Below are 16,575 nucleotides of genomic sequence, written 5' to 3' on the forward strand. Positions count from 1 at the left end.
GGCCTTTTTTTATGGTTGCTGCCAGGCATAACTCTGCGGGCAGGAACGGAATGGGGCTAATCAGCGACTACGGAAGACAATGCGGCCTTTGCTCAGGTCGTACGGGGTCAGCTCTACAGTGACTTTGTCACCCGTCAGGATGCGGATATAGTTTTTGCGCATTTTACCGGAGATATGAGCGGTAACCACGTGACCGTTTTCCAATTCAACGCGGAACATGGTGTTAGGTAACGTATCAAGTACGGTACCCTGCATTTCAATATTGTCTTCTTTGGCCATCGAATCCTCTAGGTGGACTACCTTAGTTTTGAACCGGCAAGATAATGCCGAATTTCACGTATTAAGTAAAGAATTGCAGATGATTTGATCACCCACATCAACTCCTCTCATGCCATTCGGGCACGGAAGCGTTACGAATAAGTCGTATTGAATAGCGTCTGCGTGGGGGAACAGCGGGCTAAGAATCTGTTTAAATCTGCTTTGTCGCACGATGAAAAACAGTTCTGACAGGTGCATTGAGATTCCCAGCCTGGGATTCCGCATCACCATCTTGTACCGGTGAAAGGCGGACGACATACCAAACGCGGGCATTATACCACTGTTATCCGTGCGTTGCTGGAAAACATTAACATCTACGAGTAAAAAGCCTTTGAGGTCGCCAGCATTCGGTTAACAACGCACGCCGCGCGTAATCATCGACGTACTGCAAATAGCCGGCACGGGATATTTCCCGGGCGCCCAATGAGGCGGTATGGGGATTAAGCACCTGACAGTCAATTAATTGCCCGCCCTGCCGGGCAAACCAGCCGCTGAATACCAGCAGGGCCGTTTTGGACGCGTTCTCGCTGCGGCTGAACATCGACTCGCCGCAAAAAATCTGCCCCAGCGCGAGGCCGTACATCCCGCCGACCAGCACATCGTCCTGCCAGACCTCAACCGAATGCGCGTGGCCCTGAGAATGCAAAGTTTGCCAGGCCTGGATCACTTCTGGCGTGATCCAGGTGCCTTCGTCGCGATCGGTCGCACAGCCCGCTATGACCTCTGAAAAACAGTGATTAAGCGTAACGGAATAGGGGGATTTTTGATGGAAGCGCTTCATGCTGCGGCTGAGGTGGAATTCCTCCGGCGGCAGCACCGCACGGGGATCGGGTGACCACCACAGAATCGGATCGCCCGGCGAAAACCACGGGAAAATCCCGTGATGATAGGCATTGAGCAGGCGGGCAGAACTGAGATCGCCGCCCATTGCCAGGAGTCCGTTAGGTTCCCGCAGCGCCATGTCTGGCGGCGGGAAGTTTAACGAGTCGCGCGATAGCTGGATCAAACGCATGATGATGTCCGCAGGGTTCTGGAGCTAAAGACTATAGCGCAAAGCGTTGTAAAAATGTCCAGTAGCGGCCGCGGTCTGCCACTAATTGCTGATGATCGCCCTGCTCGATGATCCTGCCGTTGTCCATGACGCAGATCCGATCGAAGTTTGCCAGGCCGCGCAGGCGGTGGGTCACCATGATCAGGGTTTTACCCTGGGCAACCTTGCGCAGCAGCGCCAGTATTTGCTGCTCCGTTTCGGCATCCAGCCCTTCAGTCGGTTCATCCAGCAGCATCAGGTCGCCGTTGTGCAGCAGCGCGCGGGCCAGGCCCAGACGCCGTAGCTCACCGCCCGACAGCTGACGCCCCCCTTCACCGAGCCATGCATTCAGCCCCCGATCGTTTTCCAGCAGTTTCTCCAGCCCGACCTGATGCAGCGCGTCACACAGCTGCTCGTCGCTGGATCCCGGCGCGGCAAGCAGCAGATTATCACGCAGCGTACTGGTGAACAGGTGAACGCGCTGTGTCACCACGCTGGTGCGGCTACGCAGGTCGGCTTCACCCCAGGCGGGCAGTGGAACGCCATTGAGTAATATTTCGCCCTGCTGCGGATCCCAGGTGCGGGTTAACAGCTGCAGCAGCGTGGATTTACCGCAGCCGGTACGGCCCAGCAGGGCGATGTGCTCGCCGGCGGCGATGTTGAGAGAAACGCCGTCCAACGCCAGCGGATCGCGGCTGGCATAGCGGAAGCTGACGTCCTGCAGAGTGACCGCCGCGCCGCGAGCATTTTGCGTCGCGGTGGCGGAAAAGGTCACCGCCGGTGCCTGTTCGATAATTTGCGTGACCCGCTGTGCGGAGGCGATAACATGGCCAAGGTGCTGGAAGGCGGTTCCCACCGGGCCCAGCGCCTCAAAGGCGGCCAGCGTACAGAAGACAAACAGGGCAATGTAAGCACCCGGATGAGGATCGCCACCAATACCGGCCGCGCTCAGCCACAGCATCAGGGTAACGGCAATGCCGCCCATCAGCATCACCAGCGCCTGCGACAGGCCGGTCAGACTTGCCTGGCGCAGCTGCACGTCAAGCCACCGGCGTTCCGTGCCGTCCAACGCGCTGCGGAACTGGCCGGCAGCGCCGTACAGCCTCAGCTCGGACTGTCCCTGTAACCATCGCGTCAGGCCGCTACGATACTGCCCGCGTAAGCGGGTCAGATCTGCGCCAACAGGCAACCCGGCGCGATAAAATACCGGGGGAAGCAGCAGCAGGGTGAACAGCATCAGCACGGCGAGGGTGAGCGCCAGGCCAACATCCAGCCAGCTCAAACCAACCGTCACCACGGCAATGACCACCAGCGCACCCACCAGCGGGGATATCACCCGCAGATAGAGGTGGTCAAGGGTATCCACATCGGCGACCAGGCGATTGAGCAACTCTCCCTGACGGAAACGGGCAATGCCGGCGGGGGAGAGGGGTAGCAGCTTACTGAAGGTAAATACGCGCAGATGCTGCAGAACGCGGAAGGTGCCGTCGTGGCTGACCAGGCGCTCAACGTAGCGTGCGACGGTGCGGGTGATTGCAGCACCGCGCACGCCGGCCGCCGGCAGCATGTAGTTAAAGCTGTAGATACCCGCCACGCCCGCCAGCGAGGTGGCAGCAAGGAACCAGCCCGACAGCGTTAGTAAGCCGATACTGGCCAACAGCGTAACGGCGGCCAGCAGCATGCCAAACAGCAGGCGCCAGATATGGCGACGATAAAGCTTCAAAAAGGGCAGCAGAGTTTTCATTCTAACGATCCTCCTCGCTGTGCCAGCAGTTCAGCAAATGGCCCGGGCGCGCCGGCCAGGGTTGCCCAGTCTCCCTGCTGCACGATGGTGCCGTTGCGCATCAGCCAGATTTCGTCCCACTGTGCCAGGCGATCGAGCTGGTGGGTAATCAGCAGCGTGCTCTGGGCATGAGAAGCCTGCAGCAGCGCATGATTGACGTGCTGCTCGCTTTGCGTATCAAGGCTGGCATCGGGTTCATCCAGCAGCATAAGCCGGCAGGGCTTCATCAGCGCGCGCGCAACGGCAACGCGCTGCGCCTGCCCCACGGAAAGCCGCGCGGCCTGATCGCCGGTATCCGTGTCCAGACCGGCGGGCAGGCGAGGAAGAAACTCGTTAATCCCGGCCACTTCAAGAACCTGCTGGAGGTGCGCTTCGTCCTGATTACCGCTTAGCAAAATATTTTCGCGCAGCGTATTAGCGGGAAGATGGGGGTTTTGACCGACCCAGGCCAGCTGCGCCTGCCAGCAATCGGGGTCGATATCACACAGTTCCGTACCGTTGACCTGCAGTGAGCCGGTATAGGGCAGGTAGCCGAGCAGCGCATTCATCAGTGACGTTTTACCGGCGCCGCTTTGACCGACCACCGCAATTCGCTGCCCTGACCGCAGCTCGAAGTTCAAAGGGCCAGCCAGCACCGTGCCGTCCGCGGTGGTCACGGTCATTTCGCGCGCGACCAGGCTGAATCCGGCGCTGAGGTCCGGTTTCAGTTCGCCACGCTTAATCGCGGCATCTTCACTCTCTTCAAGGAAGCTTTGCAGGGCATCAGCGCCACCGACGGCCTGGGCTTTGGCATGATAGAACGCGCCCAGATCGCGCAGCGGCTGGTAAAACTCCGGCGCCAGAATCAGCACCAGGAAACCGGCGAACAGCGTCACCGGACCGCTGTAGTGGCCGAAATCGAATACGCCAAGATAGGAGAAGCCGAAATAGACGGCGATCAGCGCGATGGAGATGGAAGCAAAGAACTCCAGCACCGCCGAAGAGAGGAAGGCCATCCGCAGCACTTCCATCGTGCGCTGACGGAACTGCTCCGAGGCGTCACGAATCGTTTCGGTTTCAGCTTCGGCGCGGTTAAACAGGCGCAGCGTTTCCAGCCCGCGCAGGCGATCGAGGAACTGGCCGCTCAGGCGACCCAGTGCGAGGAAGTTACGGCGGTTAGCATCCGCAGCGCCCATTCCGACCATGGCCATAAACAGGGGAATGAGCGGAGCCGTGGCAAGAAGAATAAGCGAGGCGGCCCAGTTCACCGGGAACAGCAGGATCAGCACCATACAGGGGATCACGCCCGCCAGCATCATCTGCGGCAGGTAGCGCGCGTAGTAATCCTGCATCTCCTCAATCTGTTCCAGCAGCAGGGTAGCCCAGCTTCCGGCTGGTTTGCCCTGGATCCATGCCGGGCCGAGATCGGTCAGCCGGTCCAGTACGCGCTGGCGCAGCGCAAGGCGGATGGCCTGTCCGGCTTTAAAGCCCGCCTTTTCCCGCAGCCATGCCAGCAGGGCACGCGCGGCAAAACAGGCCAGCAGTAAGATGAAATCAACCCCCAGGGTCTCGCGGGGCAGGTGGTCGATAATCAGCGCCTGCAGCAGGGAGGCAAGGAACCACGCCTGAGCCAGAATAAGCAGCGCGCTCAGCGTGCCGAGCAGGGATGAGATCCGCAGCCAGCGATGGCCGTGAACACTTTGACTTTTCAGCCAGCGGGTGAGTTGTTGTTGTCGTGTTTTATTCATGTGTTGCCGAGTTGCCCTGACGTAAACGGTAGTGAGGCAGAAGCCCCCAGGAAGATCGGTGTCAAGCGCGGCAATGTTACAATGCGGAGGATAAAAAGGCGACAATTGCTCGTCGCCTCAGGCAAGATAAGCTCAGAGTTTTAACAACTTACTGATTATTTTTAACTAAACCGTCAAGATAACGTTCTGCATCCAGTGCCGCCATACAGCCGGTGCCCGCGGACGTAATGGCCTGACGATAAATATGATCCATCACATCGCCCGCAGCGAATACGCCAGGAATGCTGCTCTGGGTGGCATTACCATGAATACCGGACTGAACTTTGATATAGCCGTTTTCCAGTTCAAGCTGACCGTTGAAAATGCCGGTGTTAGGGCTGTGGCCGATAGCCACGAACAGACCCGCCACGTGAAGCTCTTCGGTCTGCGTTTCATCATGCGTTGAACGCAGGCGTAACGCGCTGACGCCCATCTGATCGCCGAGGACTTCGTCCAGCGTGCGGTCGGTGTGCAGCACGATATTGCCGTTTTTCACCTTTTCCATCAGCCGGTCAATCAGGATCTTCTCCGCGCGGAAACTGTCGCGACGGTGGATCAGGTGAACCTCAGCGGCGATGTTGGCCAGGTAAAGCGCCTCTTCAACGGCGGTATTACCACCGCCGATGACGGCGACTTTCTGATTGCGATAGAAAAAGCCGTCGCAGGTGGCGCAGGCGGAAACGCCACGGCCCTTAAACTCATCTTCAGACGGCAGACCCAGATAACGTGCGGAAGCACCGGTGGCGATGATCAGCGCATCAGCGGTGTATTCGCCTTCATCGCCGGTCAGACGGAACGGACGATTCTGCAGATCCACACTGTGAATATGGTCAAAAATAATCTCGGTGTTAAATTTCACCGCGTGTTCGTGCATGCGTTCCATCAGCAGCGGACCGGTCAGCTCATTAGCATCTCCCGGCCAGTTTTCAACGTCGGTCGTGGTGGTGAGCTGGCCACCTTTTTCGAGACCGGTAATCAGTACCGGATTCAGGTTGGCCCTGGCCGCATAAACGGCGGCGGTGTAGCCTGCCGGACCCGAACCAAGAATCAGTAACTTACTGTGTTTAGCCGTACCCATGAGATCCTCATTAATTAACTGACGAGCATGGTTGGGATTGTAGGGAATTTAGCGGTGCAAAAAAAGCATTCTGCGATTTTGTTAACGATTAATGAAAAAGGCTAAACCAATCATTGCCGCAGAACGAATACGCTTTGCGCAAAAAAACAGCAATTACTGCTTTTTAACGATGGTGGGTAAGAAAAATTGTCATTGAAAAACAGAGAGCCAGCCTGTTATCTGGAATGTTGTACTGGTTTTGGTTGTTTTACTTTGACAATCGGCTGTTGTTTTGCGAAAACATTATTGGAAGCGGAGAATATTTAAGATAGCGCAGCGGCGATTTTGTCTGTTTTGCGTTCGTCCTCGAATAAACTCAGTCTGTCATTTGGAATGACGCATGGTGTGGACAGACAACATGCGTCATGCAGATGAGGCGTGAAATATCGCAGCAGGCTCTATGTCTTCACTTAGAACGACTCTGTAAACGACTCAGCGTGCAGGGTAGGCAGGTAAAGGGAAGGATTTAAGAGAGACAATAATAATGGTAGACAATAAAAAACGACCGGGTAAAGACCTTGACAGAATCGACCGCAACATCCTGAATGAATTACAGAAGGATGGGCGTATTTCTAACGTTGAATTATCCAAGCGCGTGGGGTTATCTCCTACGCCATGCCTGGAACGCGTACGCCGCCTGGAACGCCAGGGCTTTATTCTTGGCTATACCGCGCAGCTGAATCCGCACTATCTGGACGCCTCGCTGCTGGTTTTCGTTGAGATTACTCTGAATCGTGGTGCGCCGGATGTGTTTGAACAATTTAACGCCGCCGTGCAAAAACTTGAGGAAACTCAAGAGTGTCACCTCGTTTCCGGTGATTTCGACTACCTGTTGAAAACCCGTGTACCGGACATGTCCGCCTACCGTAAACTCCTCGGGGAAACGCTGCTGCGCCTGCCGGGAGTGAACGATACGCGTACCTATGTGGTCATGGAAGAAGTGAAACAAAGTAACCGCTTAGTGATTAAGACCCGGTAACACAGGACAGGTGCAAAACCTGGTAGGTTTCGATACACTCCTGTGAATTCATACAGGTTCAGCGTCGGGTTAGCCCCGACGCTGTTGCCTTCATAATTTACAGGCACCTGGAGAGTACTCTTGAGCCAGGAATATACAGAAGATAAAGAAGTTTCGTTACAACCGCTGAGCAGTGGACGTCGTCTGCTGGAAGCGCTACTGATTATTGTTGCTCTTTTCGCCATTTATCTGATGGTCGCACTGGTGAGCTTCAATGCCTCCGATCCGAGCTGGTCGCAAACCGCCTGGCACGAGCCGATCCACAATCTCGGTGGTGGTGTGGGTGCGTGGCTTGCCGATACGCTATTTTTCATTTTTGGCGTGATGGCGTATGCGATCCCTCCCGTTATTTTAGGTCTTTGCTGGATCACCTTCCGCCAGCGTAACTCCCAGGAATACATCGACTATTTTGCCGTCGCATTGCGGCTCATCGGCGTGCTTGCGCTGGTGGTGACCTCCTGCGGCCTGGCGGCGCTGAATGCCGATGATATGGGATACTTCGCCTCCGGCGGCGTGATTGGCAGTCTGCTAAGCAATGCCATGGCTCCGTGGGTGAACGGCCCGGCCGGGACGTTAATCCTGCTGTGCGTCTGGGCGGCAGGTCTGACGCTGTATACCGGCTGGTCCTGGCTGACCATTGCCGAGAAAATTGGCGCGGTGGTGATGGGCGTGCTGACGTTTGCCAGCAATCGCTCCCGTGCGGATGAAAAATGGCATGAAGACGAAGAGTACGAGGAAGACGACGCGCCGGTCATTTCTTCTCGTGCGGCACGTAAAGACGAGGGTGACGACGTTCTGCTGGCAAAACACGCGCTGCCGGAAGTTGCAGACGACGAACACGATCCGCTGCTGGCTGCACCGCTGAAGCAGGCATCAGATGAGACTGAAACATCAGTGGATCCTGCTGCGATAGCCGACGCGCCGTTGGCAGGTCAGGCCGCGGTAGCCAGCGTTGTTGTCGCCGGTACGAACACCCAGGCCGCACAACGTCACGATGCCGCGCAGGAAACACCTCCAGCGCGCCAGGAACCCGTTGCAGCTCAGCCTCAGCAGGCTTCTGCTCTGACGCAGCCCGTTACGCCGTCAGCGCAGCCTGTTGCTGCGCAGGCCGCCACACCGCCGCTTTATCGCTTTGAAGTCCCTCAGGAAGTGCAGACCCCGGCACCGGTTGCGCCTTCTTACCAGGATGAGGATGATGGCCCGCAGATGGGGAACTGGCGTGAAGCCGCTTCTTCACCGTTTGAATTCTCTCCGCAGTCGACGCCGCACGCGGCTGCGACGATAGCGACAGCAGCTGCCGCTATTTCGCAGGGTTCCGGGAATACAATGCCCTTTATGCCGGGTTTCAGCGCGACCAGCGATGAGGACGATAATCCGCAGGTGAAACAGGGTATCGGCCCTGAACTGCCCCGTCCTAAGCCGGTTAAACTGCCAACTCGCCGCGAGCTGGCTTCCTATGGCATTAAACTGCCGTCGCAGCGGATGGCCGAAGAGAAAGCCAGAGAAGAAGAGCTGCGTCAGCAGCAGGAACAGGAGCAGCAGGCAGCAGTGCGATCTGCGTCGCCTGGCTATGCTGCGCCAACCCTCAGCGACGAGCAGGATAACGACGCCGAGGAGGCAAACCTGCGCGCGGCGTTCCTGGCCCAGCAGCAGCAGCGCTATGGCGAAGAGCTCTCCCCTGAGGAAGAAGAACTGGTGCAGCAGGCCGCGTTAGCCAGCCAGTTTGCGCAACAGCAGCAGCAGCGCTACGCGGCTGAAAGCGAACCGACCGCGCCAACCGTGTCGTCCGCGCAGTCTGCATCAGTATCTGCAGCGCCAGCGTTCACTCTGGATACCTCTTCCGCGTTCGACTTCTCACCGATGGATGACCTGGTCGATGACGGTCCTGTCGAGCCTCTGTTTATGCCATCGTCAGTGGCAGAGCCAGAACCCGCTACGCCTCAATGGCAGCAGCCGCAACAGCAGCCGGTAAACACATATCAACAACCGCAGCCTTCAGTTACTGTGCCACAGCAACACGGTCGCGAAGAGCAGGCATCTCAATGGCAGAAAGCCGAACCTGAAGCGCAGTGGCATCCACAGGCCGATACCGTGCATTCATCGCAACAACAACCGGCTGAACCTGCGCCGGCTTCAGCCTGGCGACCGGTCCCTGCGGCTCAGGCCGTGCAGCCCGCGGTAAGTGTTGAACCTGCCGCTCAGGAACCGGACATGGACAGTCTTATCCATCCATTCCTGGTCCGCCATGAGCAGCCAACCTACAAGCCAACGACGCCGTTGCCGAGCCTTGACCTGTTGACGTCTCCGCCAACGGAAACCGAACCGGTCGATCACTTTGCCCTTGAGCAGACCTCTCGTCTGATTGAGGCGCGGCTGGCCGATTACCGCGTTAAAGCGGAGGTGGTTGGGCACTCACCCGGACCGGTGATCACGCGGTTTGAGCTGGATCTGGCTCCCGGCGTGAAAGCGGCGCGCATTTCTAACCTCTCCCGTGATCTGGCGCGTTCGCTCTCTGCCGTCGCCGTGCGCGTGGTGGAAGTGATCCCGGGGCGTCCTTATGTCGGTCTTGAGCTGCCTAATCAGAAACGCCAGACGGTGTATCTGCGTGAGGTGCTGAACTGCCCGGCGTTCCTGGATAATCCGTCTCCGCTGTCGATTGTCCTTGGTAAGGATATTTCCGGCGAGCCGGTGGTAGCCGACCTCGGTAAAATGCCTCACCTGCTGGTTGCCGGTACGACCGGTTCCGGTAAGTCGGTGGGCGTTAACGCCATGATCCTCAGCATTCTGTATAAAGCGACGCCGAAAGAAGTGCGCTTTATCATGATCGATCCGAAAATGCTGGAGCTGTCGGTCTATGAAGGGATCCCGCATCTGTTAACCGACGTGGTTACGGATATGAAAGATGCGGCCAATGCTCTGCGCTGGTGTGTGGTTGAGATGGAGCGTCGCTACAAGCTGATGTCAGCGCTGGGCGTGCGTAACATAGCCGGCTACAACGAAAAAGTGGACCTGGCAGAAGAGATGGGACGTCCGATTCCCGATCCGTTCTGGAAGCCGACCGACAGCATGGACATGACGCCGCCGGTGCTGGAAAAAGAGCCTTATATCGTGGTGATGGTCGATGAGTTCGCCGACCTGATCATGACCGTGGGTAAAAAGGTGGAAGAGCTGATTGCACGCCTGGCGCAGAAAGCCCGTGCGGCCGGTATTCACCTGGTTCTGGCAACCCAGCGTCCTTCGGTGGATGTGATTACCGGTCTGATTAAGGCAAACATCCCGACCCGTATCGCTTTTACCGTATCAAGTAAAATTGACTCCCGGACGATTCTCGATCAGGGCGGTGCGGAATCCCTGCTCGGTATGGGTGACATGCTGTATCTGGCTCCGAACTCTTCGATCCCAGTGCGCGTGCACGGGGCATTTGTTCGCGATCAGGAAGTTCATGCGGTGGTCAAGGACTGGAAGGCACGCGAGCGGCCAAAATATAAAGAGGGTATTCTCAGCGGCGGCGATGACGGTGAATCAGCCGGCGGCGGTATGGAAGGGGACGAAGAACTCGATCAGCTGTTCGACCAGGCGGTTGCTTTCGTGGTGGATAAGCGTCGTGCTTCAATTTCCGGGGTTCAGCGTCAGTTCCGCATTGGCTACAACCGCGCCGCGCGCATCATTGAACAGATGGAAGCGCAGGGGATTGTGTCATCGCCGGGCCACAACGGAAATCGTGAAGTGCTGGCACCGCCGCCGCATGAAATGTGATGGACATTTTTTTAATCAACGCTTTATCTGAAGCGTGACACCAAAGCGTTATTAAGGATGCCGTAATGAAGAAATTTGTAATCTCGTGCTGTCTGCTGGCGGCCTTTACCTCGGCCAGCGTACTGGCCGATGCGTCCAGCGAGCTGAAACAGCGCCTGGATAAAGTAAAAAGTTTCCACGCTACCTTCAGTCAAAAAGTGACCGATGGTAGCGGCGCATCCGTGCAGGACGGCGAAGGGGAAATGTGGGTGCAGCGCCCAAATCTGTTCAACTGGCACATGACGGCGCCCGATGAAAGCACCCTGATTTCCGATGGCAAAACGCTGTGGTTCTACAATCCTTTCGTGGAGCAGGTCAGCGCCAGCTGGCTGAAAGACGCCACCGGCAACACGCCGTTTATGCTGATTGCCCGCAATCAGGCCAGCGACTGGAAGCAGTACAATATCGCGCAGAAAGGGGATAACTTCTCCCTGACGCCAAAATCAATCGATGGCAACCTGAAGCAGTTTGATATTAACGTTTCAACCAACGGTACGATCAACCAGTTCAGCGCTGTTGAGCAGGACGGCCAGCGCAGCAGCTATGCGCTGAAAAGCCAGCAAAACGGCAGCATCTCCGCCGATAAGTTCACGTTTACGCCGCCAAAAGGCGTGACCCTGGACGATCAGCGTCAGTGAGGTCCGCGTGAGTAACCTGTCCCTCGACTTCTCCCGCAACGAGTTTCAACCGCTGGCCGCACGTATGCGGCCACGTAATCTGAATGAATATATCGGCCAGCAGCATCTGCTGGCGGCGGGGAAACCGCTGCCGCGGGCGATTGAAGCCGGCCACCTTCATTCGATGATCCTGTGGGGGCCGCCGGGGACGGGGAAAACGACGCTGGCTGAGATTATCGGCCATTACGGTCAGGCGGACGTTGAGCGTATTTCTGCGGTGACATCCGGCGTGAAAGAGATACGCGAAGCCATCGAACGTGCCAGGCAGAGCCGCAATGCGGGGCGCCGTACTATACTGTTTGTCGATGAGGTGCATCGCTTCAATAAAAGCCAGCAGGATGCCTTTCTGCCGCATATTGAGGACGGCACGATCACCTTTATCGGTGCCACTACCGAAAATCCCTCGTTTGAGCTTAACTCCGCGCTGCTTTCACGCGCGCGCGTCTATCTGCTGAAATCACTGACCAGTGAGGACATTGCTGCGGTACTGGATCAGGCGATGAACGATGGCGAGCGTGGCTACGGCAACGATAACGTCATCCTGCCGGACAATACCCGCAATATGATTGCCGAGCTGGTCAATGGCGATGCGCGTCGGGCGCTTAATACGCTGGAAATGATGGCGGATATGGCCGAGGTGAACGCCGAGGGCAAGCGTGAACTGACGCCGCAGCTGCTGAACGAAGTTTCGGGTGAACGCAGCGCTCGCTTCGACAATAAGGGCGATCGGTTTTACGATCTGATTTCCGCTCTGCACAAGTCCGTACGCGGTTCCGCACCGGATGCGGCGCTGTACTGGTATGCCAGAATTATTACTGCGGGTGGCGATCCCCTGTACGTCGCTCGCCGCCTGCTGGCTATTGCCTCTGAAGATGTGGGTAATGCCGACCCGCGCGGTATGCAGGTTGCCATCGCTGCCTGGGACTGTTTTACCCGGGTCGGTCCGGCGGAAGGCGAACGCGCAATCGCTCAGGCGATCGTGTATCTGGCCTGCGCGCCAAAAAGTAATGCCGTTTACACCGCCTTCAAAGCGGCGATGCGCGATGCGCGTGAAAATCCGGATTACGATGTGCCTGAACACCTGCGTAATGCACCAACGAAGCTGATGAAGGAAATGGGGCTGGGCGCGGAGTATCGCTACGCCCATGACGAACCGAACGCCTATGCGGCCGGTGAGGACTATTTCCCCCCGCAAATGGCCCAGACCCGCTACTATCAGCCGACATCTCGCGGGCTGGAGGGCAAAATCGGTGAAAAGCTCACCTGGCTTGCCACTCAGGATCAAAATAGCCCGACAAAACGCTACCGCTGACCGGGGCGTTGCGGTAAGGTTACCTGCGAATTCAACGCATTCACTCCGGTGGATGCGCCTTTTCTTTTATTCCATCACAACAAGCACAGGACAAGCATGCTCGATCCCAATCTGCTGCGTAATGAGCCAGACGCAGTCGCTGAAAAACTGGCACGCCGGGGTTATAAACTGGACGTTGACACGCTGCGCGCTCACGAAGAGCGTCGTAAAGTGTTGCAGGTAGAAACTGAAAATCTGCAGGCAGAGCGTAACTCGCGATCCAAATCCATCGGGCAGGCCAAAGCACGTGGGGAAGACATCGAACCGTTGCGTCAGGAAGTGAATGCCCTGGGCGAACGCCTGGATGCTGCTAAAGCAGAGCTGGACGCACTGCAAAACGATATTCGTGACTTCTCGCTGGCCATTCCTAATCTGCCTGATGATGTGGTACCACTGGGTAAAGACGACAGTGAAAACCTGGAGATCAGCCGCTGGGGTGAACCGCGTAAGTTTGATTTCGCGGTGCGCGATCACGTTGAACTCGGTGAGATGGCCGCAGGTCTGGACTTTGCTGCAGCGGTTAAGCTGACCGGCTCGCGTTTCATCGTGATGAAAGGGCAGATTGCCCTGATGCACCGTGCGCTGAGCCAGTTTATGCTCGATCTGCACACCGAGCAGCACGGCTACCAGGAAACCTACGTCCCGTATCTGGTGAACCATGCCAGCCTGTACGGTACGGGCCAGCTGCCTAAGTTCGGCGAAGATCTGTTCCATACGCGTCCGCTGGAAGAAGAAGCTTCCAGCAGCAACTATGCGCTGATCCCAACGTCGGAAGTCCCGCTGACCAACCTGGTTCGTGATGAGATCCTGGAAGAAGAGTCACTGCCGCTGAAAATGACCGCGCATACGCCGTGCTTCCGTTCCGAAGCCGGTGCCTATGGACGCGATACCCGCGGCCTGATTCGTATGCACCAGTTCGATAAAGTTGAGATGGTGCATATTACCCGTCCGGAAGACTCCATGGACGCGCTGGAAGAGCTGGTTGGCCACGCAGAGAAAGTGCTGCAGCTGCTTAACCTGCCGTACCGTAAGGTGCTGCTGTGTACCGGTGACATGGGCTTTGGTTCAACCAAAACCTACGATCTGGAAGTGTGGCTGCCGGCGCAGGACACCTACCGCGAAATTTCGTCCTGCTCCAACATGGGCGATTTCCAGGCCCGTCGTATGCAGGCACGCTGCCGTACCAAAACCGAGAAAAAACCGCGTCTGGTACACACGCTGAATGGTTCCGGTCTGGCAGTGGGGCGTACTCTGGTTGCCGTGCTGGAAAACTACCAGCAGGAAGATGGCCGTATTGAAGTGCCGGAAGTGCTGCGTCCCTACATGAAAGGCCTTGAGTATATCGGCTAATATCGCTCGCTCTTCATGTTGAAAAACCGTCTGTGACAGTACGTCACAGGCGGTTTTTTTTCATCGTCATCAAGCAAAATTCGTTATGGATAATTTCGTTATCTTTCGCGTAATTTGATGCAAATTCAACGAGATATTTTACGCGGATAAGCTGGCTCTCACCGCGCTAACTCCTTGTAGATAAAAAAATTAAATCATTTAGCAGCAAATCGTGCTGCGGCCATTCTTTGGTGCTTTTACAAACCTCCGCGCGGTGGCATGATGCGCACAAAATCCTTCCTCATTCTGGTTCTTCACTACTATGTCCATCTGGTCGCGCCCTGTAATAGTGCTGCTTTGCGGTTTGCTGTTGCTGACGATTTCTATTGCCGCGCTGAATACTCTGGTTCCACTGTGGCTGACGCATGATGCGTTACCGACCTGGCAGATTGGCGTCGTCAGTTCTTCTTACTATTGCGGTAATTTGTTGGGCACGCTGATTGCGGGATGGCTGATTAAACGCCTTGGTTTTAACCGCAGCTATTATCTGGCCTCGCTGGTTTTTGCTCTGGCTACCGTTGCTCTGGGCCTGCAGAGTGGATTCTGGATGTGGACCCTGTGGCGATTCGTCGCGGGCGTAGGCTGTGCGCTGATTTGGGTAATTGTTGAGAGTGCGCTGCTGTGTAACGGCACGCTGCGTAACCGTGGCAGACTGCTGGCGGCCTACATGATTGTTTATTACATCGCGACCGTTGCCGGACAGCTGATGGTCAGCCGCGTTTCTACCGAACTGATGCAGGTGCTGCCGTGGGTTAGCGGTCTGATTCTGGCGGCTATTCTGCCGCTGGTATTTACCCGCGTTACCGCCAGCCAGGCGGAAGAAGGTGAGGATGGGGCATCAGGTCGCCTGTGGCCGATGCTGCGCCGCCGCAATGCACGCTTAGGGATTAACGGCTGTATTATTTCCGGTATTGTTCTGGGTTCACTGTACGGTCTGATGCCGCTGTATCTGTCGCATCAGGGAATGAGTGATTCCAACGTGGGCTACTGGATGGCGCTGTTAGTCAGTGCCGGTATTATCGGCCAGTGGCCCATCGGCCGCCTTGCGGATCGCTATGGAAGACTGATGGTGCTGAGGGTGCAGGTATTCGGTGTGATCCTCGGCGCGCTGGCCATGCTGGGCAACGCAGCAATGGGACCGGCTCTGTTTATTCTCGGCTGTGCCGGCTTCACGCTTTATCCCGTTGCCATGTCCTGGGCCTGTGAGAAGGTCGCACATCATGAACTGGTAGCGATGAATCAGGCGTTGCTGCTCAGCTATACCGTGGGCAGCCTTGCCGGCCCGACAATGACGTCGATGCTGATGCAGAATTATTCCGATCGTCTGCTGTTTGTGATGATTGCGGTGGTGGCTTTGATTTATCTCGCCATGCTGCTGCGCAAAGCGGACCACCATATCAATCCGGTGGCGCACGCCTGAGAAGATCGGGCATAGTGAGCCGAATCTTTAACGACTCTGAGTTATCGTTGGACGTGCTCTGACGTTACTGAAGGGGTGTTAAGCGCTGAAGTATGTACGTTAAAAGGGCGGCCCCGAGGGTCGCCCTTTTACTCTGGCTCAGTACATCACGTAGTGGCCGTAGCTTTCGAGGATATGTTTAATCCGCTCCATGGTTTCCGCTTTCGGCGGATGAACGCCGTCCAGCTTGTACTCTTCACCCATCGCTACCCATTTGTGTTTACCCAACTCGTGATAGGGCAGCATCTCAATTTTTTCGACGTTACCCATATCGCGGGTAAACTCACCGAGGCGGTGGGCGGAATCATCATCATCCGTGTAGCCAGGCACCACCACATAGCGGATCCAGGTGCGGATTTTCCGCTTAGCCAGATAGCGGGCAAAATCCAGCGTACGATGGTTGGAAACGCCAACCAGCACCTGATGGATATCATCATTAATCTGTTTCAAATCAAGCATCACCAGGTCGGTGACATCTAACAGTTCATCAATAACCGGATCGTAGCGACGCACGAAGCCATTGGTGTCCAGACAGGTATTAATTCCTTCGGCCTTACAGGCACGAAACCAGTCGCGAACGAATTCAGCCTGCAGGATAGCCTCGCCGCCGGAAGCGGTAACGCCGCCGCCGGAAGCATTCATGAAGTGACGGTAGGAGACCACATCCTTCATCAGTTCCTCAACGGTAATCTCCTTACCGCCGTGGGTGTCCCAGGTATCCCGATTATGGCAGTAGAGGCAGCGCATCAGGCAGCCCTGGAAAAAGGTGATGAAACGAATGCCGGGACCATCGACGGTCCCGCAGGATTCAAATGAGTGAATACGTCCGATAACTGACATTGCGATGAATTCTCCACGTTGACGCAGTCTTG

At 56.5% G+C, this 16,575-nt stretch carries 12 protein-coding genes; 6 read left to right on the plus strand and 6 right to left on the minus strand.

Going from position 1 to position 16,575, the window contains the following annotated elements; all coding sequences use genetic code 11:
• Positions 1-60: 60 nt before the first annotated feature.
• From infA to trxB, 5 genes are all read right to left on the minus strand, one after another.
• Positions 61-279: a translation initiation factor IF-1 gene (gene infA / locus PGH32_RS03170; RefSeq protein WP_002211347.1), complete on the minus strand. Its 219-nt coding sequence runs from the start codon at positions 277-279 to the stop codon at positions 61-63.
• A 346-nt stretch (positions 280-625) separates the two neighbouring features.
• Positions 626-1,330, minus strand: coding sequence for a leucyl/phenylalanyl-tRNA--protein transferase (gene aat / locus PGH32_RS03175; protein ID WP_337893158.1), 705 nt, complete (start codon positions 1,328-1,330; stop codon positions 626-628).
• Between the two features lie 31 nt (positions 1,331-1,361).
• On the minus strand, positions 1,362-3,092 hold the full coding sequence (gene cydC, locus PGH32_RS03180) for a heme ABC transporter ATP-binding protein/permease CydC (protein WP_337893159.1): 1,731 nt from the start codon (positions 3,090-3,092) through the stop codon (positions 1,362-1,364).
• Positions 3,089-4,858, minus strand: a complete 1,770-nt coding sequence (gene cydD, locus PGH32_RS03185; RefSeq protein ID WP_337893160.1) for a heme ABC transporter permease/ATP-binding protein CydD — start codon at positions 4,856-4,858, stop codon at positions 3,089-3,091. The genes cydC and cydD overlap by 4 nt, the downstream gene beginning before the upstream one ends.
• 148 nt (positions 4,859-5,006) lie before the next feature.
• Positions 5,007-5,975, minus strand: coding sequence for a thioredoxin-disulfide reductase (trxB, locus tag PGH32_RS03190; protein ID WP_314419871.1), 969 nt, complete (start codon positions 5,973-5,975; stop codon positions 5,007-5,009).
• A gap of 523 nt (positions 5,976-6,498) precedes the next feature.
• Here trxB and lrp point away from each other — a divergent pair.
• From lrp to PGH32_RS03220, 6 genes are all read left to right on the plus strand, one after another.
• Entirely contained in the window at positions 6,499-6,993 is a 495-nt protein-coding gene (gene lrp / locus PGH32_RS03195) for a leucine-responsive transcriptional regulator Lrp (RefSeq protein WP_006118610.1), read from the plus strand.
• Positions 6,994-7,113: 120 nt separating this feature from the next.
• Entirely contained in the window at positions 7,114-10,788 is a 3,675-nt protein-coding gene (locus PGH32_RS03200; protein WP_337893161.1) for a DNA translocase FtsK 4TM domain-containing protein, read from the plus strand.
• A gap of 65 nt (positions 10,789-10,853) precedes the next feature.
• Positions 10,854-11,465, plus strand: coding sequence for an outer membrane lipoprotein chaperone LolA (gene lolA, locus PGH32_RS03205; protein ID WP_123332462.1), 612 nt, complete (start codon positions 10,854-10,856; stop codon positions 11,463-11,465).
• Positions 11,466-11,472: 7 nt separating this feature from the next.
• Positions 11,473-12,816 carry a replication-associated recombination protein A gene (locus PGH32_RS03210; protein WP_314419865.1) on the plus strand — a complete coding sequence of 448 codons (1,344 nt, stop codon included), beginning with the start codon at positions 11,473-11,475 and terminating at the stop codon, positions 12,814-12,816.
• Between the two features lie 96 nt (positions 12,817-12,912).
• Positions 12,913-14,205 carry a serine--tRNA ligase gene (gene serS, locus PGH32_RS03215; protein ID WP_314419864.1) on the plus strand — a complete coding sequence of 431 codons (1,293 nt, stop codon included), beginning with the start codon at positions 12,913-12,915 and terminating at the stop codon, positions 14,203-14,205.
• Between the two features lie 301 nt (positions 14,206-14,506).
• Positions 14,507-15,664, plus strand: coding sequence for an MFS transporter (locus PGH32_RS03220; protein ID WP_314419861.1), 1,158 nt, complete (start codon positions 14,507-14,509; stop codon positions 15,662-15,664).
• A 138-nt stretch (positions 15,665-15,802) separates the two neighbouring features.
• On the opposite strand, the gene pflA is transcribed toward PGH32_RS03220, so the two are convergent.
• Positions 15,803-16,543 carry a pyruvate formate lyase 1-activating protein gene (pflA, locus tag PGH32_RS03225; protein WP_314419860.1) on the minus strand — a complete coding sequence of 247 codons (741 nt, stop codon included), beginning with the start codon at positions 16,541-16,543 and terminating at the stop codon, positions 15,803-15,805.
• Positions 16,544-16,575: the final 32 nt, after the last annotated feature.

The sequence above is a fragment of the Erwinia sp. SLM-02 genome, assembly GCF_037450285.1.
Lineage (GTDB): Bacteria > Pseudomonadota > Gammaproteobacteria > Enterobacterales > Enterobacteriaceae > Erwinia.

Bases quoted from the DNA above. Each gene is read 5' to 3' on its own strand.
- cydC (WP_337893159.1), bottom strand. From the start codon at position 3,092: ATGAAAACTCTGCTGCCCTTTTTGAAGCTTTATCGTCGCCATATCTGG.
- serS (WP_314419864.1), top strand. From the start codon at position 12,913: ATGCTCGATCCCAATCTGCTGCGTAATGAGCCAGACGCAGTCGCTGAA.
- cydD (WP_337893160.1), bottom strand. From the start codon at position 4,858: ATGAATAAAACACGACAACAACAACTCACCCGCTGGCTGAAAAGTCAA.
- lolA (WP_123332462.1), top strand. From the start codon at position 10,854: ATGAAGAAATTTGTAATCTCGTGCTGTCTGCTGGCGGCCTTTACCTCG.
- aat (WP_337893158.1), bottom strand. From the start codon at position 1,330: ATGCGTTTGATCCAGCTATCGCGCGACTCGTTAAACTTCCCGCCGCCA.
- trxB (WP_314419871.1), bottom strand. From the start codon at position 5,975: ATGGGTACGGCTAAACACAGTAAGTTACTGATTCTTGGTTCGGGTCCG.
- infA (WP_002211347.1), bottom strand. From the start codon at position 279: ATGGCCAAAGAAGACAATATTGAAATGCAGGGTACCGTACTTGATACG.
- pflA (WP_314419860.1), bottom strand. From the start codon at position 16,543: ATGTCAGTTATCGGACGTATTCACTCATTTGAATCCTGCGGGACCGTC.
- PGH32_RS03220 (WP_314419861.1), top strand. From the start codon at position 14,507: ATGTCCATCTGGTCGCGCCCTGTAATAGTGCTGCTTTGCGGTTTGCTG.
- lrp (WP_006118610.1), top strand. From the start codon at position 6,499: ATGGTAGACAATAAAAAACGACCGGGTAAAGACCTTGACAGAATCGAC.